This window comes from Streptomyces sp. NPDC001700, assembly GCF_053596435.1.
The window spans coordinates 62,109-86,685 of the sequence record NZ_JBSFGE010000007.1; the positions used below are offsets into that span (position 1 = coordinate 62,109).

The window sequence follows — 24,577 nt, forward strand, 5'->3', positions numbered from 1 at the left end:
TACTCATCGCGTACTCATCGAGTGCTCATCGCAATCTCGACCTACTTCCGACTCGCGAGGTACCTGACCGCACGGTTGTTCCCGTGCCGTTCTTCCAGCTTCTTACGAGGGTGACTGGTCACCCTGGTGCTCGACGTAACGGCGCAGTGCCGTGGTGTCGAACGCCCCCGGTCCCCTGAAGGCCCGGGGAAAGGCCCGGCGGCGGACCGCCAGGTCGAAACAGACCCGTGTGGGGTGCATATAAGCTCCCCGACCGGGCAGCGTACCGCGCGGATCGGGGGCGCAAACGCCCTCGACCGCCACGATGCGCAGCAGATCGCTCTTGGCCGCCCGCTCCCGGCATCCCACACAGGTTCTCTCAGGGCAGGCACGGGCACGCGTGCGGCCAGACACTGCTTAAGTCTACCTCCCTGCGGCGACCTCACCCCTTGGGGGGAGTGATCGAACCGTCACACGATTTCGGCCGGATCCCGGATGCCCGCGGCTTGAATCAGCCTTGATCGACTCTGCTCAGGCCTGCTCGGCGGGCTGCTCCGCGGACTGATCGGTGTCCGGCCGGATGTCGATCCGCCAGCCCGTGAGCCGGGCCGCGAGCCGGGCGTTCTGCCCTTCCTTGCCGATCGCCAGTGACAGCTGGTAATCGGGCACGGTGACCCGCGCGGACCGGGCCGCCAGGTCCACGACCTCGACCTTGCTCACCCGGGCGGGCGACAGGGCGTTGGCCACCAGCTCGGCGGGATCGTCCGACCAGTCGACGATGTCGATCTTCTCGCCGTGCAGCTCGGCCATCACGCTGCGTACCCGGCCGCCCATCGGGCCGATGCAGGCGCCCTTGGCGTTCAGACCCGAACGGGTGGACCTGACGGCGATCTTGGTGCGGTGACCCGCCTCACGGGCGATCGCCGCGATCTCCACCGAGCCGTCCGCGATCTCCGGGACCTCGAGCGCGAAGAGCTTCTTCACCAAATTGGGATGCGTACGCGAAAGGGTCACGGACGGGCCGCGCACGCCCTTGACCACTCGTACGACGTAGGTACGCAGCCGGGTGCCGTGCGCGTAGTCCTCGCCGGGCACCTGCTCCTGCACCGGCAGGATCGCCTCGAGGCGGCCGATGTCCACCAGGACGTTCTTCGGGTCCTTGCCCTGCTGGACGACGCCCGCGACGACATCGCCCTCGCGCCCCGCGTACTCGCCGAAGGTGATCTCCTCCTCGGCGTCCCGCAGCCGCTGCAGGATGACCTGCTTGGCCGTCATGGCGGCGATCCGGCCGAAGCCGCTGGGGGTGTCGTCGAACTCGCGGGGCTCCTCGCCCTCCGCGAGGTCGTCCGCGTCCTCCTGGGCCCATACCGTCACATGGCCGCTGTCGCGGGCCAGCTCAACGCGGGCCCGGCGGCGGCTTCCCTCGGTGCGGTGGTAAGCGATGAGGAGAGCCGACTCGATCGCCTCGACCAGCAGGTCGAATGAGATCTCCTTCTCCCGCACCAGACCCCGCAGGGCACTCATGTCGATGTCCACGGCTACGCCTCCTCCTTGCTCTCGTCGCCCTCGGGCTTGCGGTTGAACTCGATCTCCACTCGTGCCTTGGAGATCTCCTTGAAGGCCAGCCGCCTGGCGGTGGGCTTGCGCCCCTTCACGCCGGGGACTTCCAGATCCAGCCCCTCGTCATCCACCGAGATGATCCGGGCGATCAGCTCGCCGCCCTCCACCAGCTGCGCCCGCATCAGCCGGCCGGTGGCCCGCTGGTAGTGGCGCTGCTCGGTCAGGGGGCGCTCGGCGCCGGGTGAGGTGACCTCCAGGACGTACGGGGTCTGCCCCATCGCTTCCGCGTCGTCGAGCGTCTGCGAGATCTCGCGGCTCAGCTCCGCACACGTATCCAGCTGCACGCCGTCGTCGGAGTCCACCACGATGCGAAGGACGCGCCGCTTCCCGGCCGGTGTCACCTCGACCTCTTCCAGATCCAGGTCTCGTGCGCTGACGAGCGGTTCCAGCAGTCCGCGCAGCCTTTCGCTCTGGGTCGTGCTCATCCGGGTGACTCCTCGGCCGCGTGTGCTGTTGTGGGAAGGTCGCGTGTCAGCTCAAAGCCTATCTGTTCCGGCAGCGGGCTGACGATTCGGTGGCCGCTGCCCGGCATTCCGGCCTCGCGCGGGTACGCTCGCCTGCTGTGATCACTAACGGCGGCCGGGAGCTGCCGCAGCCCGGAAAGAGGAACGTGCCGATCACGAATCCACCACCGCGCCCCACGCCCCCGTCCCTCCCCGAGGCCGCCCCGCAGGCCGCGGCCCCGCGGCGGCGAAGTCTGCTGCTGGCCGGGGGTTCGGCGGGGGCCGCCGCGCTGCTGGTCGGCTGCTCCGGAGACTCGGACGACGGACCCCGGTCCTCCGGTTCCGCGGCCGCCGCGGCGCTGCGCGCCCGGGGCGTGCGGGATTCGGCCGCGCTCCTCGCGCGCTACGACGCGACCATCGACGCCCATGCCGGGCTCGCGGAGCGGCTGCGTCCGCTGCGGGCGGAGACGGCGGCGCACGTCGCCGCGTTCGGCTCCAAGGACCCCTCCACGTCCGCCTCCGCGACCGCGTCCCGCTCTCCGGCCGCGGGCGGGCGGCGGCTGCCCGCGGTGCCCGGGGACGAGAAGAAGGCCCTCAGCGCCCTCGCCCAGGCCGAGCGGCACACCGCCGACACCCGCACCACGGCGCTCGCCGGCGCGCCGCCCGAACTGGCCCGGCTGCTGGCCTCCGTAGCGGCCTGCGGCGCCGCCCATGTGTACCTCCTGACCCAGGGCGACCCGGACTCATGACGGTCCCCGTCGGTCCCCTCCCGTTCAGCCCTCACCGCGCGGAAGGAGCACCCGGATGAACCGGGCCGCGACGCTCAAGGCCACGCAGGCCGCGCTCGCCGCCGAGCACGCCGCCGTGTACGGATACGGCGTCGTCGGCGGCCGGGTCGGCGACGACCGTCTCGCGGAGGCCCGCGAGGGGTACGCCGCGCACCGTGCCCGCCGCGACGACCTCGTGCGCACCGTGCGCGACATGGGCGGTACGCCGCAGAGCGCGGCGCCCGCGTACGCGCTGCCGTTCGCGGTGCCCGACTCGGCCGCCGCGGTCCGGCTCGCGGCCGAGCTGGAGAACCGGGTGGCCGCCGTCTACGCCGACCTCGTACGGACCTCCGACGGCCCGCTGCGGCGGCAGGCGGCGGGCGCGCTGCGCGAGGCGGCGGTCCGGTCGGTGCGCTGGCGGGGCGGCGGCGTAGCCTTCCCTGGGCTCACCGAACGCGCCGCGCCGGCCGCCCCGTCCGCGTCGGCGAGCGGAGCCGCCGACGGGGTCTGACAGTGATGTGCGTTGGGTGATGGTGACAGGGGGCAGCTCGGGAATGGCAGCGGCAGAAGAGTCCGGTGACATGGCCTCCCTCCAGGTGCCGAAGCGGCTGCTGGACGTGGTGGGCGACGATCCGGCCGAGCCCGTACGGAGCTGGCTGGCCGCCCTGCCGCAGCTGGCCGCGCGGCGGCTGCGGGAGTGGGAGCTGACCCCCGAGCGGGTGGTCACCCCCGGCGGCCGCGGCGGCCTGGTCGTGCTCGTACGGCAGGCGGACGGCGCCCCGGCGGCGCTCAAGCTCCCCGTCCCCGGCCCCGCCGCCACGTCCGAGGCGGCCGCGCTCGCCCACTGGAACGGCTGGGGCGCGGCCCGGCTCCTGCGCACCGGCCAGGAGGACGGCGCGCTGCTGATCGAGCGGCTGCAGTCCGCCGTGTCGCTGCGCTCGCTGCCCGAGGCGAAGGCGCTGCTGGAGGCGGCGGGCACGGTGCGGCGGCTGTGGGTGCCGCCGCCGGACGCGGGATTCGACTCCGTCGACTCGGTCGAGCGGCGCACCGGCGAGGCCGCCGAGGTGCTGCCGATCCTCGCCTCGGGCGGCTGGGCGGCCGACGTACGCCCGCTCGCCGACGAGGCCCTGGAACTGCGGTCCGGGCTGACCGCCGAGCCGCCCGAACGGCTGCTGCTGCACGGCGACTTCCGGCAGGGCAAGGTGCTGGCCGGGGAGCGGACGCCCTGGCTCGCGGTGGGCCCGGCGCCGGTGGTCGGGGAGCGCGCGTACGACCTGGCGCGGCTGGTCCTGGACCGCTGCGAGGACCTGGCCGCGGGCCCCGGCCCGGCTGCGGCCGCCCGCCGCCGGGTCGCCAAGCTGGCGGACTCGCTGGACGTGGACCGGGACCGGCTGCGGGGCTGGGCCCTCTTCCGCGCCGTGGAGACGGGTCTGCGCCACGGGGCGGCGGGTGACCGGCGGCGGGCGGAGCTGCTGCTGGAGTTCGCGGGCTGGCTGTAGCTGTCCCCCACCCCGCCCCTTCCCGAAACAGGGGCTCCGCCCCTGACCCCGAGCGGCCGGGGTGCCCACGGAGGCCCGACGGCCTGCGCCCCGGGCCCCCGCCGTGTTGGTTGCGCCCGGGCCGCGCCGGCACGCGGCCCGGCAGCATGCTCGTCCCGAATGCGCTGAGCCCCGGTCCGCGCTGGATCCGCCCCAGGCACCGCGCCGGGCCCGGGCCTCCGGCCCACCTCGCCCGAACACCGTTCCGGGAGCCCGAGAGCAGCACCGGGCGCCAGGCCCGGCTCGGCTGCCCCTGGCCTGGGCACGGGCTCGGGCCCTCGGCACGAGGTGGCGGCAGCCCCGCACCGGGGCCAGGGCAGAGCCCCCGCCCGGCGGACGCGGACTTCGCTCCGGCCGCGGCGCAGCCCAGCCCGAGGTGGAGCGCCGAGGCCCGCCTCAGGTCAGACCTCCGGCCAGGAGCCAGGTCGGAGGCCCCGGCGGAGCACGTGGCAGCCCGCCTCCGCAAGGCAGGGGCGAAACCCCCGGCGCGGCTGGGACTTCGCCCCGACCGCCCAGCGCGGGGTGGGGCACAGCCCAGCCCGAGGTGGAGCGCCGAGGCCCGCCTCAGGTCAGCCACCCCGGCGGAGCACGTGGCAGCCCGCCTCCGCAAGGCAGGGGCGAAACCCCCGGCGCGGCTGGGACTTCGCTCCGGCCGCCTGGCGCGGAGCGGGGGCGCAGCCCAGTCCGGGGCGGAGGGCCGCGTCCACCTCGGGTCGGACCCGGCCCGGAGACAGGGGGCGATCAGGCCGGATCAGCGGGCGGCCGCTGCCGCAGGGGGCGCCGCGCAGCGGTAGCCGGGGGAGGCGCGGAGCGCGACGGGCGCGGGGCCGCGGTGTGCCGTGCCCGGCGCCGGAAGAGCCCCGGCGGAGCACGAGGCGGCCCGCTTCCGCAGGGCGCGGCGGCGAGGCCCGGGCTGCGGCGCCGGTTCGGGGCGGAGGCAGCGGCCGTCTCCACTGGGCCGGGAGCACAGCCCGAAGCCCCCGGACCGGGTTGGGGCGGGGGCTTCGGGGTGTGGCTGGCGGTGCGGGGCCCGGGGCTTGGCACCGGTTCGGGAAGGGGCGGGGTGGGGAAAGGTCCCGACGGGTCAGGGGGTGAGGCGGGAGATCGCTTCGGCGATCGGGAGTTCCTCGCGGTCGCCGGTGCGGCGGTCCTTCAGTTCCACCACGCCGTCCTTCGCGCCGCGGCCGACGACCAGGATGGTCGGGACGCCGATCAGTTCCGCGTCGGTGAACTTCACGCCCGGGGAGACGCTGGTGCGGTCGTCCACCATGACGCGGACGCCCGCCGTGCCCAGCTTCTCGGCGATGTCCAGGGCCAGCTCGGTCTGGAGGGCCTTGCCCGCGGCGACGATGTGGACGTCGGCCGGGGCCACCTCGCGGGGCCAGCAGAGGCCGGAGTCGTCGAAGGTCTGCTCGGCGAGGGCGGCGACCACGCGGGAGACGCCGATGCCGTACGAGCCCATCGTGACCCGCACCGGCTTGCCGTTCTGGCCGAGCACGTCGAGCTGGAAGGTGTCGGCGTACTTGCGGCCGAGCTGGAAGATGTGGCCGATCTCGATGGCCCGGTCCAGTGCGATGCCCGCGCCGCACTGGGGGCAGGGGTCGCCCGGCTCGACGACGACCACGTCGAGGTAGTCGTCGACCTCGAAGTCGCGGCCGCAGACGACGTTGCGGGCGTGGGTGTCCGGCTTGTTGGCGCCGGTCACCCAGGCGGTGCCGGGGGCGACCCGGGGGTCGGCGATGTAGCGGAAGGACTTGCCCGCCAGGCCCTGCGGGCCGACGTAGCCGCGGACCAGGTCGGGGCGGTCCTCGAAGTCCTCGGCGGTGACCAGCTCGACCACGGCCGGGGCCAGGTGCTCGCCCAGCTTGCCGAGGTCGACCTCGCGGTCGCCCGGGACGCCCACCGCGGTGATCTCGCCGTCGACCTTGACCAGGAGGTTCTTGAGGGTCGCGGAGGCCGGGACGCCCAAGTGCTCGGCGAGGGTCTCGATGGTGGGGGTGTCGGGGGTGTCCAGCTCCTCGACCGGCCCGTGCTCGGCGCCCTCGACGGCCGGGACGGTGGTCGTGACGGCCTCCGTGTTGGCCGCGTAGTCGCAGTTCGGGCAGTCCACGAAGGTGTCCTCACCGGCCGCCGCGGGGGCCAGGAACTCCTCGGAGGCGGAGCCGCCCATCGCGCCGGAGACGGCCGAGACGATGCGGTAGTCGAGGCCCAGGCGCTCGAAGATCCGCTGGTACGCCTCGCGGTGCAGCCGGTAGGACTCGGCCAGGCCCTCGTCGCTGGTGTCGAAGGAGTACGAGTCCTTCATCTGGAACTCGCGGCCGCGCAGCACGCCCGAGCGCGGCCGGGCCTCGTCCCGGTACTTGGTCTGGATCTGGTAGAGCATGACCGGCAGGTCCTTGTAGGACGTGCACTGGTCCTTGACCGTCTGGGTGAAGATCTCCTCGTGGGTGGGGCCGAGGAGGTAGTCGCCGCCCTTGCGGTCCTTGAGCCGGAACAGCAGGTCGCCGTACTCCTCCCAGCGGCCGCTCGCCTCGTACGGCTCCTTGGGCAGCAGCGCGGGCAGCAGCACCTCCTGGGCGCCGATCGCGTCCATCTCCTCGCGGACGATCCGGGAGACGTTGTCCAGGACCCTCTTGCCGACCGGCAGCCAGGTCCAGATGCCCGCGGAGGCGCGGCGGACATAACCGGCCCGGACGAGCAGCTTGTGGCTGGCGGTCTCGGCGTCGGCCGGGTCTTCGCGCAGCGTCTTCAGCATCAAGGTGGACATGCGCTGGACGTGGGCGGCGTTGGCCATGGGGCTTCTCCTGCGTACGAGATGGATGTCAGGAGGTTAGCCGCCCGGGGACGCAACCCGGAAATGCGCTCCGTGAGCGCACGCTAGCGGCGCAGCGGCAGGGGTGCGCCCATCACGGCGTACGGGCTCGGCGCGCTCGGGAAGAGCACCGGGCGGGCCAGGTCCTGGTAGCCCAGCGAACGGTAGAGGCAGCGGGCCGGGCTGTCGGTGTCGATGGCGGAGAGGATCGAGCGCGGCTGCACGGCCCCGTCGGTGATGGCGGTGATCAGGCGGCGGCCGATGCCCCGGTTCTGGTAGCCGGGGTGGACGTGCAGCTCGGTGATGACGAAGGCGTCGTCCAGCCAGTCCTCGTGCCCGGCGGCGCGCAGATAGGGCTGGACGATGGTGGACCACCAGTGGGTGCGGTCGTTGGGCATGCCGTAGACGAAGCCCACGAGCCGCCCCTCCGGGGTGGTCGCGCCGAGGGCGCGGGCGCCGGGGCTGGTGAGGTGGCGCAGCACGATGTGGCGCCGTACGCCGATCTCCTCGTCCGACAGCCCGAAGGCCACGGCCTGTACGGCCAGCGCGTCGTCCACGCGTGCGGCGAGGTCGAGCGGGCCGACGACGACACCTCGGGGGTCCGGGGGGTGTTCCCCGGGCATCTCCAGCATGGGCGGCACCCTACTGTCCGACTCCGGCGATCAGAACAGCACACTCATGAACGCGCCGACCTCCTGGAAGCCGACCCGGCGGTACGCGGCGCGGGCCGCGGTGTTGTAGTCGTTGACGTAGAGACTCGCGACGGGCGCGATCTCGTTGAGCGCGTAGCCCAGCACGGCGGCCATGCCGGTCTCGGAGAGCCCACGGCCGCGGTATTCGGGGGCGACCCAGACGCCCTGGATCTGGCAGGCGTGCGGGGTGGCGGCGCCGATCTCGGCCTTGAAGACGACGCGGCCGTTCTCTATGCGGGCGAAGGAGCGCCCGGCGGCGACGAGTTCGGCGACCCGGGCCTGGTAGAGGAGTCCGCCGTCGCCCGCGAGCGGGGAGACGCCGACCTCCTCGGTGAACATCGCCACGCACGCGGGCATGATCACGTCCATCTCGTCCCTGCGGACCCGGCGCACCCGGGGGTCGGGCGGGACGTCGGCGGACATCGAGGGGGTGACCATGAGCGGCTGGCGGGACCGGACCTCGCGGGCCGGGCCCCAGCTGGGCTCCAGCAGGGACCACAGCTCGGCCGTGGTGTCGGCGGGGCCGACGATCGAGGAGCAGCGCCGCCCGGACCGGCGGGCGCGCTCCGCGAATCCGCGCACGGCCTCGGGGGTGGCGCAGATGGGGACCAGGTTGGCGCCCGCGTAGCAGAGCGACTCGAGCCGTCCGCCGCTGTACCAGCCCCACATCTCGCCGCCCAGCCGCCACGGGTCCAGCCCGGCGACCTGGACGCGGGCGGCGACGAAGGCGTTGGAGACGGGATCGCGGTTGAGCACCGCGAGGGCCGAGTCGAGCTCCTGGGGCTCGAGCACCCTGGTGGTGGACGTCGTCAGCACGTGTCGGATTGCCTCACCGGTTGCGGGCCTGCGGGCCGGAGCGGACGTCGATTCCCCGCACCCTACCCCGCAGGCCCGGCGGACCATCTAGCGCCGTTGTCCGGCGGCCCCGAGGGGGCTTGCTCAGCCGCTGACCGAGACCTCGGGCTCGCCGGAGGCGATGCCGTCCTTCTCCATCTGCTCGGCGATCTTCATGGCCTCGTCGATCAGGGTCTCCACGATCTTCGACTCCGGCACGGTCTTGATGACCTCGCCCTTGACGAAGATCTGCCCCTTGCCGTTGCCGGACGCCACACCGAGGTCGGCGTCGCGCGCCTCGCCCGGGCCGTTGACGACGCAGCCCATCACGGCGACCCGCAGCGGGACCTCCATGCCGTCCAGCCCGGCCGTGACCTCGTCGGCCAGCTTGTAGACGTCCACCTGGGCCCGCCCGCAGGACGGACACGAGACGATCTCCAGCCGCCGCTGGCGCAGGTTCAGCGACTCCAGGATCTGGATGCCGACCTTGACCTCCTCCGCGGGCGGCGCGGACAGGGAGACCCGGATGGTGTCCCCGATGCCCTCGCTCAGCAGCGCGCCGAAGGCCACCGACGACTTGATGGTGCCCTGGAACGCGGGCCCGGCCTCGGTGACGCCGAGGTGCAGCGGGTAGTCGCACTGGGCGGCCAGCTGGCGGTAGGCGTTGACCATGACGACGGGGTCGTTGTGCTTCACCGAGATCTTGATGTCCCGGAAGCCGTGCTCCTCGAACAGTGAGCACTCCCACAGCGCCGACTCCACCAGCGCCTCGGGCGTGGCCTTGCCGTACTTCTCCAGCAGCCGCTTGTCCAGCGATCCCGCGTTGACGCCGATGCGGATCGGCGTGCCCGCGTCCGAGGCCGCCTTCGCGATCTCCTTGACCTTGTCGTCGAACTGCCGGATGTTCCCCGGGTTCACCCGCACGGCCGCGCACCCGGCGTCGATCGCGGCGAACACGTACTTCGGCTGGAAGTGGATGTCCGCGATGACCGGGATCTGCGACTTCCTGGCGATCACCGGAAGCGCCTCGGCGTCGTCCTGCGACGGGCAGGCCACCCGCACGATCTGGCAGCCCGAGGCCGTCAGCTCCGCGATCTGCTGGAGCGTCGCCCCGATGTCCGCGGTCACCGTCGTCGTCATCGACTGCACCGAGATCGGCGCGTCGCCGCCCACGGCGACCGCCCCGACCTGGATCTTCCGGCTGACCCGGCGGTCGGCGAGCTTGGTCGGTACGTCCGGCATTCCGAGTGAGATCGCAGTCATCTGGTTCGTAGCCCCAAGAAGGTGTTTGAGTGGCCCGAGATCGGCGGGCTCCGGATCCGAGATTACGGCACCGGGTGGCGCCCCAGCACACTCCGGGCCCGAAGTCCACCCAAAGGCGAACTTCGGGACAGGTCACATCATCACGAAATTCGTACGGGATTCACTACGTCGGCCACCAGAACGAGCAGCGTGAAGCAGATGAAGATACCGGCGATCACATAGGCGACCGGCATCATCTTGGCCACGTCGAACGGTCCGGGGTCGGGCCGCCGGATGAGCCGCGCGAACCGCCGCCGCAGGGACTCCCACACCGCGCCCGCGACATGGCCGCCGTCCAGCGGCAGCAGCGGCAGCATGTTGAACAGGAACAGCGAGAGGTTGAACCCGGCGACCAGGAAGAGCATCGTCGCGATGCGCTGCGAGGGCGGGATGTCGAGGTTGGCGACCTCGCCGCCGACCCGGGCGGCGCCGACGACGCCCATCGGGGAGTCCGCCTTGCGGGGGGCGTCCCCGAAGGCCGCGTTCCACAGGTCGGGCACCTTGGAGGGCAGCGCGACCAGGGACTGGACGCCGTCCTCGACCATGGTGCCCATGCGGTCCACGGACTGGCCGAAGGACTGCTTCACCACGCCGTTGGCCGGGGTGAAGCCGAGGAATCCGGCGCTCACGTACTGGCCCTCGACATAGCCGCCGTTGCCGTCGGACTTGGCGACCTTGTTGGTGATGAGGTCGGCGTTCAGGGTCTTGCGCGCGCCGTCCCGCTCGACGGTGATCGTCGCGGGTCCGGTGGTCTCGCGGATGTCCTGCTGGAGGTCGCCCCAGTCGGATACGCGGTGGCCGTTGAAGGCGACGATCTTGTCCCGGGGCTGGAGCCCCGCGGCCTTGGCCGGGGAGTCCTTGGCGCCCTTGGGGCACTTGTCGGTCGCGGAGGAGGCCGGGACCACACAGGCGGAGACGGTGCCGACGCTGGTGGTCTGGGTGTTCACGCCGAAGCTCATCATCACGCCGACGAAGATCACGACCGCCATGATCAGGTTCATGAACGGCCCGGCGAACATCACGATCACGCGCTTCCACGGGGCCCGCGTGTAGAACATCCGGGTCTCGTCGCCGGGCTGCAGCTCCTCGTACGCGGCCGACCGGGCGTCCTCGATCATGCCGCGCCACGGCGAGGTGGAGCGCTGGGCGATCTTGCCGTCGTCGCCGGGCGGGAACATCCCGATCATGCGGATGAAGCCGCCGAACGGGATCGCCTTGATGCCGTACTCGGTCTCCCCCCGCTTGCGGGAGAAGATGGTCGGCCCGAAGCCGACCATGTACTGCGGGACCCGGATGCCGAAGAACTTGGCGGTGGAGAGATGGCCCAGCTCGTGCCAGGCGATCGAGATCCCGAGGCCCACGGCGAATACGACTATGCCGAGGACCGTCATCAGTGTCGTCATGCGTGACCCTCCGGGGTCGCCTTCGCCGCGCGGGCGGCCAGTTCACGGGCGCGGGCACGGGCCCACGTCTCGGCTTCGAGGACGTCCGCGACGGTGAGCTGAGTTCCCGCGGAGGGGACGCCGTGCTCGGCTACCACTTCCGCGACCGTATCGACAATTCCGTTGAAGGGCAGCTTCCGGCCGAGGAACGCGTCCACGCACTCCTCGTTCGCCGCGTTGAAGACGGCAGGGGCGGTGCCGCCGAGGCCGCCGACGTGCCGGGCGAGGCCGACCGAGGGGAACGCCTCGGTGTCCAGCGGGAAGAACTCCCAGGTGTGGGCCCTGGTCCAGTCGCAGCCGGGGGCGGCGTCCGGCACCCGCTCGGGCCAGCCGAGACCGAGCGCGATCGCCATCCGCATATCGGGCGGGCTCGCCTGGGCGAGCGTCGACCCATCGGTGAATTCAACCATCGAGTGGATATACGACTGAGGGTGGACGACCACCTCAATCCGCTCGAAGGGAATGTCGAACAGCAGATGGGCCTCGATGACCTCAAGACCCTTGTTGACGAGGGTCGAGGAGTTGATCGTGACGACCGGGCCCATGTCCCAGGTGGGGTGGGCCAGCGCCTGGTCCGGGGTGACCTCGGCCAGCTCCCGCTTCGTACGGCCGCGGAACGGGCCGCCGGACGCGGTCACGACCAGCTTGCGGACCTCCTGGCGGCCGCCGCCCAGCAGGGCCTGGAAGAGGGCGGAGTGCTCGGAGTCGACGGGCACGATCTGGCCCGGCTTGGCGACCGCCTTGACCAGCGGCCCGCCCACGATGAGGGACTCCTTGTTGGCCAGCGCCAGCACCCGGCCCGCCTCCAGGGCGGCCAGGGTGGGCGCGAGGCCGATGGAGCCGGTGATGCCGTTGAGCACGGTGTGGCACTCGGAGCGGGCGACCTCGGTGGCCGCGTCGGGCCCGGCCAGGACCTGCGGGAGCGGCTCGCCCGCGCCGTACCGCGCGGCCAGCGCCGCGCGCACCTCGGGCACCGCGTCCTCGCGGGCGACGGCGACGGTGGCCGCCTTCAGCTGGTGGGCCTGCTCGGCGAGCAGCCCGGCCCGCCCTCCGGCGGCGGACAGGGCGGTCACCCGGAAGCGGTCCGGGTTGCGCAGGATCACATCGATGGCCTGGGTGCCGATCGATCCGGTGGAGCCCAGGATCACGATGTCGCGGGGGCCACCGGGGTCGGCGGGGGCTGCCGGGGGGCGCAGATGCGGGTCAGCCAGGGAATCCGTCATCTGCCCATTGTTGCCCGTACCGCCGCTCGCGGATGACCGGGTCCCGGAGGTCGGGTGCGACCCCTAGCCCGCCGGGGGCGGTCCCTGGCGGGCCAGTTCGACGGGTCATCTGATGGGGCGGTGGACGTTGTCCCTGGTCGACGGGCCGGGGGTGGCGTCGGCGATCCACGGTCCTTCACCGCTGGGGTCGAGGACACCCGCCTCCAGCCACTCGTACGAGCCGGAGAGCACCCCGGAGACCACCTTGCGGTCGAGGTCGTCGGTGTTGGTCCACAGCCGTCCGAAGAGTTCGTCGGCGCGGATCCGGGCCTGTCGGCAGAAGACGTCGGCCAGCTGGTACGCCTCGGTGCCGTGCTCGCCGCGGCTGCGCAGCATCTCGGCGCGTACGCAGGCGGCGCTCATCGCGAACAGCTCCGCGCCGATGTCCACGATCCGGCTGAGGAAGCCCTGTTTGGTCTCCATCCGGCCCTGCCAGCGGGACATGGCGTAGAACGTCGACCGGGCGAGCTTGCGCGCCGAGCGCTCGACGTAGCGCAGATGCGGGGACAGGTCCCGGTGCCCGGGTGGGGCGAACTCGGCGTACGCGCGCGGGAGATGGCCGGGTCCTGTGACCAGGCCCGGCAGCCAGCGGGCGTAGAACCCGCCCGCCTTGGCGGCCGCCCTGCCCTTGTCGGACAGGGTCTTGTCCGGGTCGATGAGGTCGCCCGCCACCGACAGATGGGCGTCGACGGCCTCCCGTGCGATCAGCAGGTGCATGATCTCGGTGGAGCCCTCGAAGATCCGGTTGATGCGCATGTCGCGGAGCATCTGCTCGGCGGGGACGGCCCGTTCGCCGCGGGCGGCGAGCGAGGCCGCGGTCTCGAAGCCGCGGCCGCCGCGGATCTGGACCAGTTCGTCGGCCATCAGCCAGGCCATCTCGCTGCCGTAGAGCTTGGCGAGCGCCGCCTCGATGCGGATGTCGTTGCGATCCTCGTCGGCCATCTGGGAGGCGAGGTCGATGACCGCCTCCAGGGCGAAGGTGGTCGCCGCGATGAACGAGACCTTGGCGCCGACGGCCTCGTGGCGGGCGATCGGCTTGCCCCACTGCTCACGGGCCGCGGACCATTCGCGGGCGATCTTCAGACTCCACTTCCCGGCGCCCGCGCACATCGCGGGCAGCGAGAGCCGTCCGGTGTTGAGCGTGGTCAGCGCGATCTTGAGCCCGGCGCCCTCGGGGCCGATGCGGTTGGCCGCGGGGACACGGACCCGGTGGAGGCGGGTCACCCCGTTCTCGATGCCGCGCAGCCCCATGAACGCGTTGCGGTTCTCGACGGTGACGCCCTCGGCGGCCGTCTCGACGATGAAGGCGCTGATCCCGCCCTTGTGACCGTCGGACTTCGGCACCCGGGCCATCACGACGAGGAGGTCGGCGACCACTCCGTTGGTGGTCCACAGCTTGACGCCGTCGAGGAGGTAGTCGTCCCCGTCGGGGACCGCGGTGGTGGCCAGCCGGGCCGGGTCGGAGCCCACGTCGGGCTCGGTGAGCAGGAACGCCGAGATGTCGGTGCGGGCGCAGCGCGGCAGGAAGCGGTCCTTCTGGTCCTGGGTGCCGAACAGCTTGACCGGCTGCGGCACGCCGATGGACTGGTGGGCGGAGAGCAGCGCGCCGATGGCGGGGCTGACGGATCCGGCCAGCGCGAGGGCCTTGTTGTAGTAGACCTGGGTGAGGCCGATGCCGCCGTACTTGGTGTCGATCTTCATGCCGAGCGCGCCGAGTTCCTTGAGGCCGTTGATGGTCTCGTCGGGGATCTTCGACTCGCGCTCGACGCGGGCGGGGTCGATCCGGGTCTCGCAGAACTCGCGGAGCTTGGCGAGGAACGCCTCGCCGCGGCGGACGTCGTCCGGTGCGGGGGCGGGGTGCGGATGGATCAGATCGAGGCGGAAGCGGCCGAGGAACAGCTCCTTGGCGAAGCTCGGCTTGTGCCATACCTGTTCGCGTGCGGCCTCGGCGACCTGGCGCGCCTCACGCTCGGACACCGGCCTGACGGATGATGCGGTCATCGGTGCTCCCTTGCCGCAAATGACGATCTCGTGACATTACCGGCACGTACCGCTGTTCAGTGTGCCTCCGGTGGGCCGGGTCGGCAAAGCGGTCGGTACGGATTCGTCTGCGTTGAAGTCTCTGTTGAAGCGCTTCGACATCCTCTGGACAGCGCTCCCCCGGAGGCTTACTGTCTGCATCGAAGCGCTTCACTTCCCCCTCCCCGCCGGACGGAGTCCCCCGCATGGTCACTCTCGCCGAGGTCGCCCGCCACGCCGGGGTCTCCGCCAGCACGGTGAGCTACGTCCTCAGCGGCAAGCGCTCGATCTCGGCGCCCACCCGGGAGCGCGTCGAGCGGTCCATCAAGGAGCTGGGCTACCACCCGAACGCCGGGGCCCGCGCCCTCGCCAGCAGCCGTTCCAACATCATCGCGCTGATGGTGCCGCTGCGGACCGATATCTACGTACCGGTGATGATGGAGGTCGCCATCGCGGTCGCCACCACCGCCCGCGCCCACGGGTACGACGTGCTGCTGCTCACCGGCGAGGAGGGCCCCGCGGCGGTGCGCCGGGTCACCGGCAGCGGGCTCGCGGACGCCATGATCCTGATGGACATCGAGCTGGAGGACGAGCGGCTGCCGCTGCTGCACGCGGCCCGCCAGCCCACCGTGCTGATCGGGCTGCCCGCCGACACCATCGGCCTGACCTGCGTCGACCTCGACTTCGCCGCCACCGGCGCACTGTGCGCGGAGCATCTGGCCGCTCTCGGCCACCGGGAGATCGCCGTGATCGGCGAGGCGGCGGCCGTCTACGAGCGGCACACCGGGTTCGCCGAGCGGACCCTGGACGGGCTGCGCGCGTCCGCCCGCGAGCTGGGGCTGCGGCTGCTGCACCGGCCGTGCGAGGGCAGCTACGAGTCCATGGACGGCACCCTGTCCCGGATCTTCGACGAGCGCCCCGGCACCACCGGCTTCATCGTCCAGAACGAGGCCGCCATCGATCCGCTGCTGAGCCTGCTGCGACGGCAGGGGCGAGCGGTCCCCGAGGACGTCTCGGTGGTCGCCATCTGCCCCGACCAGGTGGCCACCAGCGCGTCCGTGCGGCTCACCTCGGTCGCCATCCCCGCGCAGGAGATGGGGCGGCGGGCCGTCGAACTGGTGGTGGCGAAGCTGCAGGGCGACGCCTCCGAGCAGGTGGCGCTGCTGCCGCCGGAGCTGACCGTACGGGCCAGCTCCGGCCCGGCCCCCGCCTGACGCCGCGCCCCGTAACGCCGCGACCCGTACGTACCGACCGTACGACCCCTCACCGCCGCACCCCCGAGGAGCGCATCCGTGAACCCGTCGCCGCCTTCGCCCGCCCCTTCCGCCTCGTCTTCGCTCGCCGAGACCTCCCCCACCGTCGGCACCTTCGCCGAGCGCGGCGGCGCCCTGGAGTGGAGCGGGCGCCAGGAGACCGTACGGCTCGAACCGTGGGGCCCCGACGCGATCCGGGTGCGCGCCCGGCTCGGCGGGCCGGTGCTCGACGGGCTGCCCGGCGCCCTCCAGGACGATCCCCAGCCCTCCGCCGCGACCGTCGAAGTGGCCGACGGGCACGCCTCGCTGACCAACGGCGCGCTCACCGCCGAGATCGCCGCCGACGGCATGATCCGCTTCGTACGGACCGGGGACGGCACGGAGCTGCTGGCCGAGGAGCGCGCCCACTTCTGGTGGCCCGGCCCACGGCTGCGCACCGCCACCGGCAACGGCTACCACCGCCTTGAGCAGCGCTTCCGCGCGTACGAGGGCGAGAAGCTGTACGGGCTGGGGCAGCACCAGCACGGGCTGCTCGACCAGAAGGGCGCCGTGGTCGACCTCGTCCAGCGCAACTCCGAGGTGACCATCCCGGTCCTGACCTCCAGCCGGGGCTACACGCTGCTGTGGAACAACCCGGCGATCGGGCGGGTCGAGCTGGGCGCGACCGGTACCCGCTGGGTCGCCGACAGCGCCCGCCAGATCGACTACTGGATCACCGCAGGGGACCCGGCCACCACCCAGCGCCGCTACACCGCCGTCACCGGCCGCGCCCCCATGCTGCCCGAGTGGGCGGCCGGGTTCTGGCAGTGCAAGCTGCGCTACCGCACTCAGGAGGAGCTGCTGTCCGTCGCCCGCGAGCACCGGCGGCGCGGGCTGCCGATGTCCGTCATCGTGTGCGACTTCTTCCACTGGACGCATCTGGGCGACTGGACGTTCGACCCGGTGGCCTGGCCCGATCCGGCCGCGATGGTGCGGGAGCTGGACGAACTCGGCATCAGGCTGATGGTGTCGGTGTGGCCGTCGGTCTCGCCGCTGAGCGAGAACCACGCCACCATGGAGCAGCGCGGCTTCCTGATCGGCACCGAGTACGGCCCGATCGCGCACGCCGACTGGCCCGACCGGCGGGAGGGCGAGCCGGTCCAGGTCGCCTTCTACGACGCCACCCACCCGCAGGCGCGGGAGTTCGTCTGGTCCCGGGTGCGGCAGAACTATCTGGAGCCGTACGGGATCCGCGCCTTCTGGCTGGACGCCTGCGAGCCCGAGCTGAAGCCCGGCTTCTCCGCGAACCTGCGCTACCACGCGGGGCCGGGCCTTGAGGTCGGCAACCTCTACCCGCGCGAGAACGCCCGCGCGCTGTACGACGGGATGCGGGCGGCGGGCGAGGAGGACGTCGTCACCCTCATCCGCTCGGCCTGGGCGGGCAGCCAGCGCTATGGCGCCGTCCTGTGGTCCGGCGACATCGGCACCGACTTCGCGACCCTGCGCCGCCAGATCGCCGCCGGGCTCAATGTGGCGCTGTCCGGCATCCCGTGGTGGAACACCGACATCGGCGGCTTCCACGGCGGCGACCCGGACGACCCGGCCTACCGCGAGGTGCTGATCCGCTGGTTCCAGTTCGGCGCGCTGTCCCCGGTGATGCGGCTGCACGGCTACCGCGCCCCGGGGCTGCCGCTCGGCCCGAACATGACCGGCGGCCCGAACGAGGTGTGGTCGTACGGCGAGGAGGCCGAAGCGATCCTGGCCGCGTATCTGCGGCTGCGCGAGCGGCTGAAGCCGTATCTGCTGGCGCAGATGCGCACCGCCCACGAGGAGGGCCTGCCGCCGCTGCGCCCGCTGTTCCTGGAGTTCCCCGGTGACCCGGCCGCCTGGGACATCGCCGACTCCTACCTGCTGGGCCCGGACCTGCTGGTCGCCCCGGTCCTGGAGCCGGGCGGGGACGCGCGGACGGCGTACCTCCCGGCGGGCGCGCGCTGGACGGACGCCTGGACGGGCGAGGCGTACGAGGGCGGCCGGACGGTGACCGTCCCCGCTCCCCTGGACCGCATCCCGCTGTTCCTGCGGGACGGCGCCCGGCTCCCGGTGCGGGACTGACCAACCCACCGGAGTGCGTACCGCCGCCGCCATGGGGGGCGGTGGCGGTACGCGGGGCGTCAGCTGGCGCTGACGCCGAAGCTGTTGGTACGGAAGTCCAGGCCACCGGCCGACGAGGTGATCTCGTAGCCGAACTGGACGTCGCCGATGGTCACATCGCCGAACCAGCCCTTGGTGTTCTTGATCCAGTTCACGATGGGCTTGATGTCCACCGTGCCGGAGCTGGAGTTGGAGCTGCGGATGAAGGAGAAGACCTCATTGGCGCCGTTGCTGCCCTTGTAGACGGCCCAGGTGTGGCCGCCGAGGGTGACCGTGCCCTGCGAGGTGCCGAGGGGGCCGACCGCGCCGGTCTTGTTGACCCACAGCATGATCTCGTAGTCGTAGTTGCTGTCCCAGATGTCGTACGAGGTGTTGTACGCGCCCGAGGACGGGACCGTCACGCCGTAGTTGCTGGTGAGGGTCTTGATCGCGCTGACCTTCTTGCCGACGACCTTCTTGGCGTTGGGGTAGGACTTGATGCCACCGGTGTTCGGGTGGTTGGCCCATACACCCCAGTCGCTCGCGGAGTTGGCCCAGATGGACTGGGCGCCCGCGCCGGAGCCCCAGATGTTGTTGTAGAGGGTGTAGCCGCCGGTGGACCAGTTGCCCCACTGGTCGGAGGAGGACCAGGTGGCGGCCTGGGCGGGGGCGGCGGCGAAGCCGACCACGGCGAGGAGCGCCAGTAACGGGGTGAGGAGAAGCGTTCGCACGGCTCTGTGCACGATGCCGTCCTTTCGGTGGGGGGACATTCGAATTCCGCTGGTCAGAGCGGGGCCAGGGCCACGACCGCGAAGCGGTCCAGCCTGACCTGGGTGTCGTACACGCGCCCGGTCAGCAGATCGGTGCGCGCGGACGGGAGGGGGACGACCGCCGGGGAGCGGCCGTGGTTGAGGAGGAAGAGGTACGGGCCGCGCGGTACGGCCTCGACGCCCTCGGGGATGCCGGGCAGCGGCGGCGCGAGCCCGGCCTCGTCGGCGGCGCGGGCCAGCAGGGTGCGCAGGGCGGCGGGTTCGGGGAGGGTGGAGACGTACCAGGCGGTGCCGTCGCCGTAGGCGTTGCGGGTGACGGCGGGCTGCCCGTCCAGCTCGCCGCCCTTGATCCGGGCGACCGGTTCGGCGGTGGCGGGCTCCAGGTCCTCGGACCAGAGGGTGCCGGTGAACGAGCCGAGCCAGGGGCTTTCGGCGGTCAAGGTCACGGTCTCGCCCTCGTCCAGGGGCCACCACTCGTGGACGGTCCGCAGGCCGAGGATGTCGCGCAGCCGCTGGTCGACCCCGCCGGGGCGGACCCGGTCGTCCTCGTCGGCGACGCCGGTGAAGAAGCCGCAGACGAGGGTGCCGCCGCCACGGACGTAACCGGCCAGGTTCTCCAGCGCCTCATCGGTGAGCAGGTACAGATGGGGGACGGCGACCAGGGCGTAGTCGGCGAGGTCCGCGTGCGGATGGGCGAAGTCGGTGGTGAGGTTCCGCTCCCACAGCGCCTGGTGCCAGGCGCGCAGCACCTGGTCGTACTGGACCCGGGAGGAGGGGCGGCCGTCCTGGACGCTCGCCCACCAGGCGTGCCAGTCGTGGAGGAGGGCGGCCCGGGCGGGCACGTCGGAGCCCGCGACGTCGCCCAGCTCGCCCAGGTGGGCGCCGAGTTCGCGCACCTGCCGGAAGGTGCGGCTGTGCTCCCCGGCGTGGGTGACCATGCCGGAGTGGAACTTCTCAGCTCCCTGCCGGGACTGCCGCCACTGGAAGAAGCAGACGCCGTCGGCGCCGCGCGCGACGGCCTGCAGCGACCAGAGCCGCATCAGCCCGTGCGGCTTGGGGTGGTTGACGCCGCGCCAGTTGACCGGGCCCGCGGCCTGTTCCATCAGCATCCACGGCCCGCCCGCCTGGGAGCGGGTCAGGTCGTGGATCATCGCCCCGTACGCGCCGCCGTGCGGGTCCTTGGGGTCGGGGTAGACGTCGACGGAGACGACGTCCTCCTCGGCGGCCCAAGCCCAGCCGTCCTGGCCGATGAACAACGGCATGAAGTTGGTGGTCACCGGGATGTGCGGGGTGCGCGCGGCCAGGGCGTCGCGCTCGGCGGTGAAGCACTCCAGCAGCGCGTCGCTGGTGAAGCGGCGGAAGTCCAGCGCCTGCCCGGGGTTGCCCAGGTACTGGGCCCGGCGCGGCGGAATGATCTCTTCCCAGGAGTCGTAGCGCTGGCTCCAGAAGGCGGTCCCCCAGGCCTCGTTGAGCGCGTCGAGGCGGCCGTACTTGGCGCGTAACCAGCGGCGGAAGTGGGCGGCGGTGGTGTCGCACCAGCAGTGGGTGCCGTACTCATTGCCCACGTGCCACATCCGCAGGGCGGGGTGGTCGCCGTAGCGGTCGGCCAGATCCTCGGTGATCCGCAGCGCGTAGTCGCGGTAGACGGGGGACGAGGCGCAGAACTGGTTGCGCGAGCCGTACCAGACGACCGAGCTGGTCTCGTCGCGCGGCAGGGTCTCGGGGTGGCGGGCGCCCAGCCAGGGCGGCGGGGAGGCGGTCGGGGTGGCCAGGCACACCTCGATGCCGCCCTGGTGGAGCAGGTCCATGACCCGGTCGAGCCAGCCGAAGTCGCGGGCGCCGGGGCGGGGTTCGAGCGTCGCCCAGGAGAAGACGCCGACCGTGACGGTGGTGACGCCCGCCGCGCGCATCAGCCGGACGTCGTCGTGCCAGACGCTCTCGGGCCACTGCTCGGGGTTGTAGTCGGCGCCGTAGAGGATGCGGCCGCGGGTGGCGTCGTTCAGGTCGGGCATACCGGCTCTCCCGGGTCGTGACGGTCTGGTGGAACGGGGCACGCGGCTTGGTCAGCCCTTGACGGCGCCGATGAGCATGCCCTTGGTGAAGTGCTTCTGGACGAACGGGTAGAGGACGGCGACCGGGATCAGCGCGAGCACCATCACGGCCATCTGCACGGCCAGCCCCGGGACCTGCTGGGTGGAGATCATCTGGGCCATGCCCTGCGGCGCCTGCTGCTTGATGACCAGCTGGCGCAGGATCATCTGGAGCGGCCACATCTGCTGGTCGTTGAGGTAGAGCATCGCGTTGAACCACTGGCTCCAGTAGCCGACCGCGTAGAACAGCGAGACCACCGCGATCACCGCCCTGGACAGCGGCATCACGATCTGGAACAGGATCCGCCACTCCCCCGCGCCGTCGATGCGGGCGCTGTCGACCAGCTCGGGCGCGGTGTCCTGGAAGAACGCGCGCAGCACCAGCACGTTGAAGACCGAGATGGCGCTCGGCAGGATCATCGACCAGTAGCTGCCCTCCAGGCCGACCCCGGTGACCAGCAGATAGGTGGGGATCAGACCGGCGTTGAAGAACATGGTGACGAGCAGCAGCATCAGGATCGGGCGGTGGAGGAACGATCCGGAGCGGGAGAGTCCGTAGGCGCACAGCACGGAGACGACGGTGCTGATCGCGGTGCCCACGGCGGTGAGCGCGAGGCTGACGAGCGTCGCGCGGGTCACGGTGCCGCCGCTCAGCAGCTCGGTGTAGGCGCGGAAGGTGATCGTCTTGGGGACGATGACCAGACCGCCCGCGTCGGTGATGGTCTTCTGGTCGGAGAGGCTGGTGACGACCACCACCCACAGCGGGCCGAGGATGGCCAGGCACACCCCGGTGAGGGTGATGCCCTTGAGCCCCTGGCCGACCCTGCTGGGCTCCTCCTCCCACACCGGGCGCTTCTCCCGGCCACGGCGGCGCAGCGGCTGGGCGGAGGGGGTCGCGGCGGGGGCGGCGGGCCGCTCGGTCACGGTCATTTCCGGTAAACCCCCTGCTCGCCGAGCATATGGGCGACTTTGTTGGCCATCAGCACCAGGACGAGGCTGAAGACGCCCTTGATCAGGCCGCCCGCGGCGGCGATCCCGTAGTCGGTGTTGGCGATGCCGACCCACCACACATAGGTGTCGAAGACCTCGGATGCGCCCGGCCCCACCGCGTCGCGCTGCAGCAGGATCTGCTCGAAGCCGACGGTCAGCGCGTCGCCGACGCGCAGCACCAGCAGCAGGGCGATCACCGGGCGCAGCGCGGGCAGCGTGACGTGCCACATCCGGCGCCAGCGGCCCGCGCCGTCCACGGCGGCCGCCTCGTACAGGTCCTGGTTGACGGCGGACAGCGCGGCGAGGAAGACGATCACGCCCCAGCCCGCGTCCTTCCACACCAGCTGGGCGGTGACCAGGTACTTGAAGACGCCGGGGTCGGTCATCAGGTCGAAGCCCTCGTACCCGTGGGAGCGCAGCCGCTGGGCGAGGAGCCCTGCGCCGCCGAGCATCTGCTGGAAGATCGTGATGACCAGCACCCAGGAGAAGAAGTGCGGCAGGTAGAGGATCGACTGCACCAGGCCCCGGAGCCGGTCGCTGAGCACGCTGTTGAGCAGCAGCGCGAGCACGACCGGCACCGGGAAGAACAGCACCAGCTGGATGAAGGTGATGCTGAGGGTGTTGGCGAACGCGTCCCAGAAGCGGCTGTCCTCGAAGAGCAGGGTGAAGTTGTCGAACCCGACCCAGGGGCTGGTCCACAGCCCCTGGGTGAACGGGTCGTAGTCCTTGAACGCGACCGTGGTCCACAGCAGCGGGACGTACGTGAACAGCAGCAGCAGACCGACGGCGGGGGCCGTCATCAGCAGCAGGGCGCGGTCGCGGCGCAGCCGGTGCCACCACCGGGCGCCGCCGGTCCGGTGGGGGTCCCGGTCGCGAAGATTGATCGCCATCAGGCGCCGCTGCCGTTCTCGTCGAGCAGCTTGGCGTACCAGTCGCGGAGCCGGTCGCCGCCGCCGCTGCGCCAGTCGCCGATGGCCCGCTGGGCGTCCTTGATCGACTTGCGGCCGCGGGTGACGTCCTTGGCCAGGTCCTCGAAGGGGGTGTAGAGGGAGGCGTACCGGTTGGGCTCCTGGATCTGCATGCCGTAGAAGAGCGGCTTCTTCGCGAACTTCCCCATGCGCCCCATCCAGCCGCAGTAGTCCTCGACCATCTGCGGGAAGTCCGGATAGGCGACGCTGGCCTGCGGGGAGACGACGAAGCGGTAGGTGTCCTGGACATCGCGCACACCGGTGGCGTTCTTGACCGGGACGCCGTCCTTCATGGTGTGGTGCACGCCCTCGACGCCGTAGTCGATGAGCCGCTGCTCCTTGGTGCCGAAGGGCGCGGCGATGAAGTTGGCGAGGGCGAGGATTTCCTCGATCTGCTCCTTGGAGAGGTTCTTGTTGAGGAAGGACCAGATCGCGGCGGGCGGGTCGAGATAGAGGACCGGGTCGCCGCCGTCGGCGCCGAAATAGTCCATTCCCTGAATGGTGAAGTCCGGGTTGCTCTCGGCCTGTTCGAAGGTGGCGCCGTACCATTTGGCGTCACCGTCGTTGTAGATGAGGGTCTGGCCGGAGGTGAAGCGGGTCAGCGCGTCATTGGCCTTGCCCGCGATGGCATCGGGGTGGACATAGCCCTGGGCGAAGAGCTTGCGGCACCATTCCAGGGCTTCCAGGTAGTTGTCGGTCTCCACCTTGTGGACGAGCTTTCCGTCCTTCTCCACCCAGTAGTACGGCTTTTCTCCGGGGCAGCCGAAGAATCGCTGCGCCGCCCACCACATGTCGTCGCACGCCCATACCTTGCTCTTGGGGCGGGTGATCTCCTTGGCGAGGGCGAGGAACGCGTCCGGGCTCTTCGGGACCTCGTAGCCATGCTTCTTGAAGAGGTCCTCGCGGTAGAACGGGACGACACTGCCGAGCGGCCGGGAAGGCATCGGCAGACCGCGCAGCTTGCCGCCGAAGACGGACATCTGCCAGGCGGCGGTGGGAATGGCGGCCAGGTTAGGGTATTTCTTCACCTTGTCGCCGGAGAGATACGGTCCGAGGTCGGCGAATTTGGCGCTGACCGCGCCATGGATCTTTCCGCCCATCTCCCACAGCGGAATCATCACGACATCGGCGATGTCACCGGAGGCGAGGACCGCGCCGAGCTTTTCGCCGTAGGTGTTGCCGTCCTGCGGCTGAAGTCTGATCTTCGCGCCGAGCGCGTCGTTGACGGCCTTGTAGTAGGCGTTGTCCTTGGGCGGCGGGGTGCCCCACAGCGGCTCGAACATGGTGTAGCCGCCGCCGTGACCGGGCTTGCCCTTCACGGAGGCGACCAGGGCGGCGGCGGAGGGCGCCTTGGTGTAGCCGGGGCTGGAGCCGTTGACGCTCGGAATATCGGGGTCCGCCACCTTCGAGGCCACATAGGTCGGCAGCAGCTTCTTCAGGTCCTTGCCGGAGGTGGTCCCGTTCTTGTTGCCGCTCCCCTCCGTGGAGCACGCGGACAACAGCGGAACGCCTCCCGTCACGGCCGCCGCGGCGATCGCCGTGGAGGCCAGGAAGGTTCTCCGGCTGGGAACGGAAGTAGAGGCCGAAGCCTGGGAGTTCGGCATTGCGTCAACCCTTCGTGGCGAGCCCGCCGTACGACCGATGGTCGAAGCGCTTCGATATTGCGCTGAGATTAAGTCGGGGGGTC

At 71.6% G+C, this 24,577-nt stretch carries 20 protein-coding genes; 5 read left to right on the forward strand and 15 right to left on the reverse strand.

Annotated elements, in window-relative coordinates:
- Positions 1–102: 102 nt before the first annotated feature.
- From ACWC5C_RS15525 to rimP, 3 genes are all read right to left on the reverse strand, one after another.
- A complete protein-coding gene (locus ACWC5C_RS15525) occupies positions 103–393 on the reverse strand; it encodes a YlxR family protein (RefSeq protein ID WP_450875920.1) in 291 nt (96 codons plus the stop codon).
- A gap of 117 nt (positions 394–510) precedes the next feature.
- Positions 511–1,515 (reverse strand): transcription termination factor NusA, encoded by a 1,005-nt coding sequence (gene nusA, locus ACWC5C_RS15530; protein WP_450875921.1) that lies wholly within the window; start codon positions 1,513–1,515, stop codon positions 511–513.
- A 2-nt stretch (positions 1,516–1,517) separates the two neighbouring features.
- Positions 1,518–2,024, reverse strand: a complete 507-nt coding sequence (gene rimP / locus ACWC5C_RS15535) for a ribosome maturation factor RimP (RefSeq protein ID WP_385439523.1) — start codon at positions 2,022–2,024, stop codon at positions 1,518–1,520.
- A gap of 185 nt (positions 2,025–2,209) precedes the next feature.
- Between rimP and ACWC5C_RS15540 the strand changes: the two genes are divergently transcribed.
- Genes ACWC5C_RS15540 through ACWC5C_RS15550 form a run of 3 tightly spaced genes read left to right on the forward strand, consistent with a single transcriptional unit; the run spans position 2,210 to position 4,308 of the window.
- Complete coding sequence (locus ACWC5C_RS15540; RefSeq protein WP_450875922.1) at positions 2,210–2,791, forward strand: hypothetical protein; 582 nt, start codon at positions 2,210–2,212, stop codon at positions 2,789–2,791.
- 55 nt (positions 2,792–2,846) lie between these two features.
- Positions 2,847–3,320: a ferritin-like domain-containing protein gene (locus ACWC5C_RS15545; RefSeq protein ID WP_385439520.1), complete on the forward strand. Its 474-nt coding sequence runs from the start codon at positions 2,847–2,849 to the stop codon at positions 3,318–3,320.
- Positions 3,321–3,363: 43 nt separating this feature from the next.
- A complete protein-coding gene (locus ACWC5C_RS15550) occupies positions 3,364–4,308 on the forward strand; it encodes an aminoglycoside phosphotransferase family protein (RefSeq protein ID WP_450875923.1) in 945 nt (314 codons plus the stop codon).
- A gap of 1,123 nt (positions 4,309–5,431) precedes the next feature.
- Here the strand turns inward: ACWC5C_RS15550 and ACWC5C_RS15555 are convergent.
- The 7 genes from ACWC5C_RS15555 to ACWC5C_RS15585 form a co-directional block, all read right to left on the reverse strand.
- A complete protein-coding gene (locus ACWC5C_RS15555; protein ID WP_450875924.1) occupies positions 5,432–7,141 on the reverse strand; it encodes a proline--tRNA ligase in 1,710 nt (569 codons plus the stop codon).
- Between the two features lie 83 nt (positions 7,142–7,224).
- The gene (locus ACWC5C_RS15560) at positions 7,225–7,791 is read right to left on the reverse strand and encodes a GNAT family N-acetyltransferase (protein WP_385439516.1); all 567 of its coding nucleotides are present in this window, start codon (positions 7,789–7,791) and stop codon (positions 7,225–7,227) included.
- 30 nt (positions 7,792–7,821) lie between these two features.
- On the reverse strand, positions 7,822–8,667 hold the full coding sequence (locus tag ACWC5C_RS15565; RefSeq protein ID WP_450875925.1) for a GNAT family N-acetyltransferase: 846 nt from the start codon (positions 8,665–8,667) through the stop codon (positions 7,822–7,824).
- Between the two features lie 123 nt (positions 8,668–8,790).
- Entirely contained in the window at positions 8,791–9,948 is a 1,158-nt protein-coding gene (gene ispG, locus ACWC5C_RS15570; RefSeq protein WP_450875926.1) for a flavodoxin-dependent (E)-4-hydroxy-3-methylbut-2-enyl-diphosphate synthase, read from the reverse strand.
- A 140-nt stretch (positions 9,949–10,088) separates the two neighbouring features.
- Positions 10,089–11,390, reverse strand: coding sequence for a M50 family metallopeptidase (locus ACWC5C_RS15575; protein WP_450875927.1), 1,302 nt, complete (start codon positions 11,388–11,390; stop codon positions 10,089–10,091).
- Positions 11,387–12,652: a 1-deoxy-D-xylulose-5-phosphate reductoisomerase gene (dxr, locus tag ACWC5C_RS15580; protein WP_450875928.1), complete on the reverse strand. Its 1,266-nt coding sequence runs from the start codon at positions 12,650–12,652 to the stop codon at positions 11,387–11,389. The genes ACWC5C_RS15575 and dxr overlap by 4 nt, the downstream gene beginning before the upstream one ends.
- A 105-nt stretch (positions 12,653–12,757) precedes the next feature.
- Positions 12,758–14,692 carry an acyl-CoA dehydrogenase family protein gene (locus ACWC5C_RS15585; protein ID WP_450875929.1) on the reverse strand — a complete coding sequence of 645 codons (1,935 nt, stop codon included), beginning with the start codon at positions 14,690–14,692 and terminating at the stop codon, positions 12,758–12,760.
- 224 nt (positions 14,693–14,916) lie between these two features.
- Here ACWC5C_RS15585 and ACWC5C_RS15590 point away from each other — a divergent pair, with 224 nt between their 5' ends.
- A complete protein-coding gene (locus ACWC5C_RS15590; RefSeq protein ID WP_385439503.1) occupies positions 14,917–15,924 on the forward strand; it encodes a LacI family DNA-binding transcriptional regulator in 1,008 nt (335 codons plus the stop codon).
- Between the two features lie 78 nt (positions 15,925–16,002).
- The gene (locus ACWC5C_RS15595) at positions 16,003–18,054 is read left to right on the forward strand and encodes a glycoside hydrolase family 31 protein (RefSeq protein WP_450875930.1); all 2,052 of its coding nucleotides are present in this window, start codon (positions 16,003–16,005) and stop codon (positions 18,052–18,054) included.
- A 59-nt stretch (positions 18,055–18,113) separates the two neighbouring features.
- Here ACWC5C_RS15595 and ACWC5C_RS15600 read toward each other — a convergent pair whose 3' ends face one another.
- The 5 genes from ACWC5C_RS15600 to ACWC5C_RS15620 are packed head-to-tail and all read right to left on the reverse strand — an operon-like array spanning position 18,114 to position 24,494.
- Positions 18,114–18,842 carry a glycoside hydrolase family 12 protein gene (locus tag ACWC5C_RS15600; protein WP_450875931.1) on the reverse strand — a complete coding sequence of 243 codons (729 nt, stop codon included), beginning with the start codon at positions 18,840–18,842 and terminating at the stop codon, positions 18,114–18,116.
- 14 nt (positions 18,843–18,856) lie between these two features.
- Entirely contained in the window at positions 18,857–20,854 is a 1,998-nt protein-coding gene (locus ACWC5C_RS15605; RefSeq protein WP_450875932.1) for a beta-galactosidase, read from the reverse strand.
- 51 nt (positions 20,855–20,905) lie between these two features.
- Positions 20,906–21,862: a carbohydrate ABC transporter permease gene (locus tag ACWC5C_RS15610; protein ID WP_450875933.1), complete on the reverse strand. Its 957-nt coding sequence runs from the start codon at positions 21,860–21,862 to the stop codon at positions 20,906–20,908.
- Entirely contained in the window at positions 21,859–22,812 is a 954-nt protein-coding gene (locus tag ACWC5C_RS15615) for an ABC transporter permease (RefSeq protein WP_450875934.1), read from the reverse strand. Before ACWC5C_RS15615 ends, ACWC5C_RS15610 begins: the two co-directional genes overlap by 4 nt.
- Positions 22,812–24,494 (reverse strand): extracellular solute-binding protein, encoded by a 1,683-nt coding sequence (locus ACWC5C_RS15620; protein WP_450875935.1) that lies wholly within the window; start codon positions 24,492–24,494, stop codon positions 22,812–22,814. Before ACWC5C_RS15620 ends, ACWC5C_RS15615 begins: the two co-directional genes overlap by 1 nt.
- Positions 24,495–24,577 lie beyond the last annotated feature (83 nt).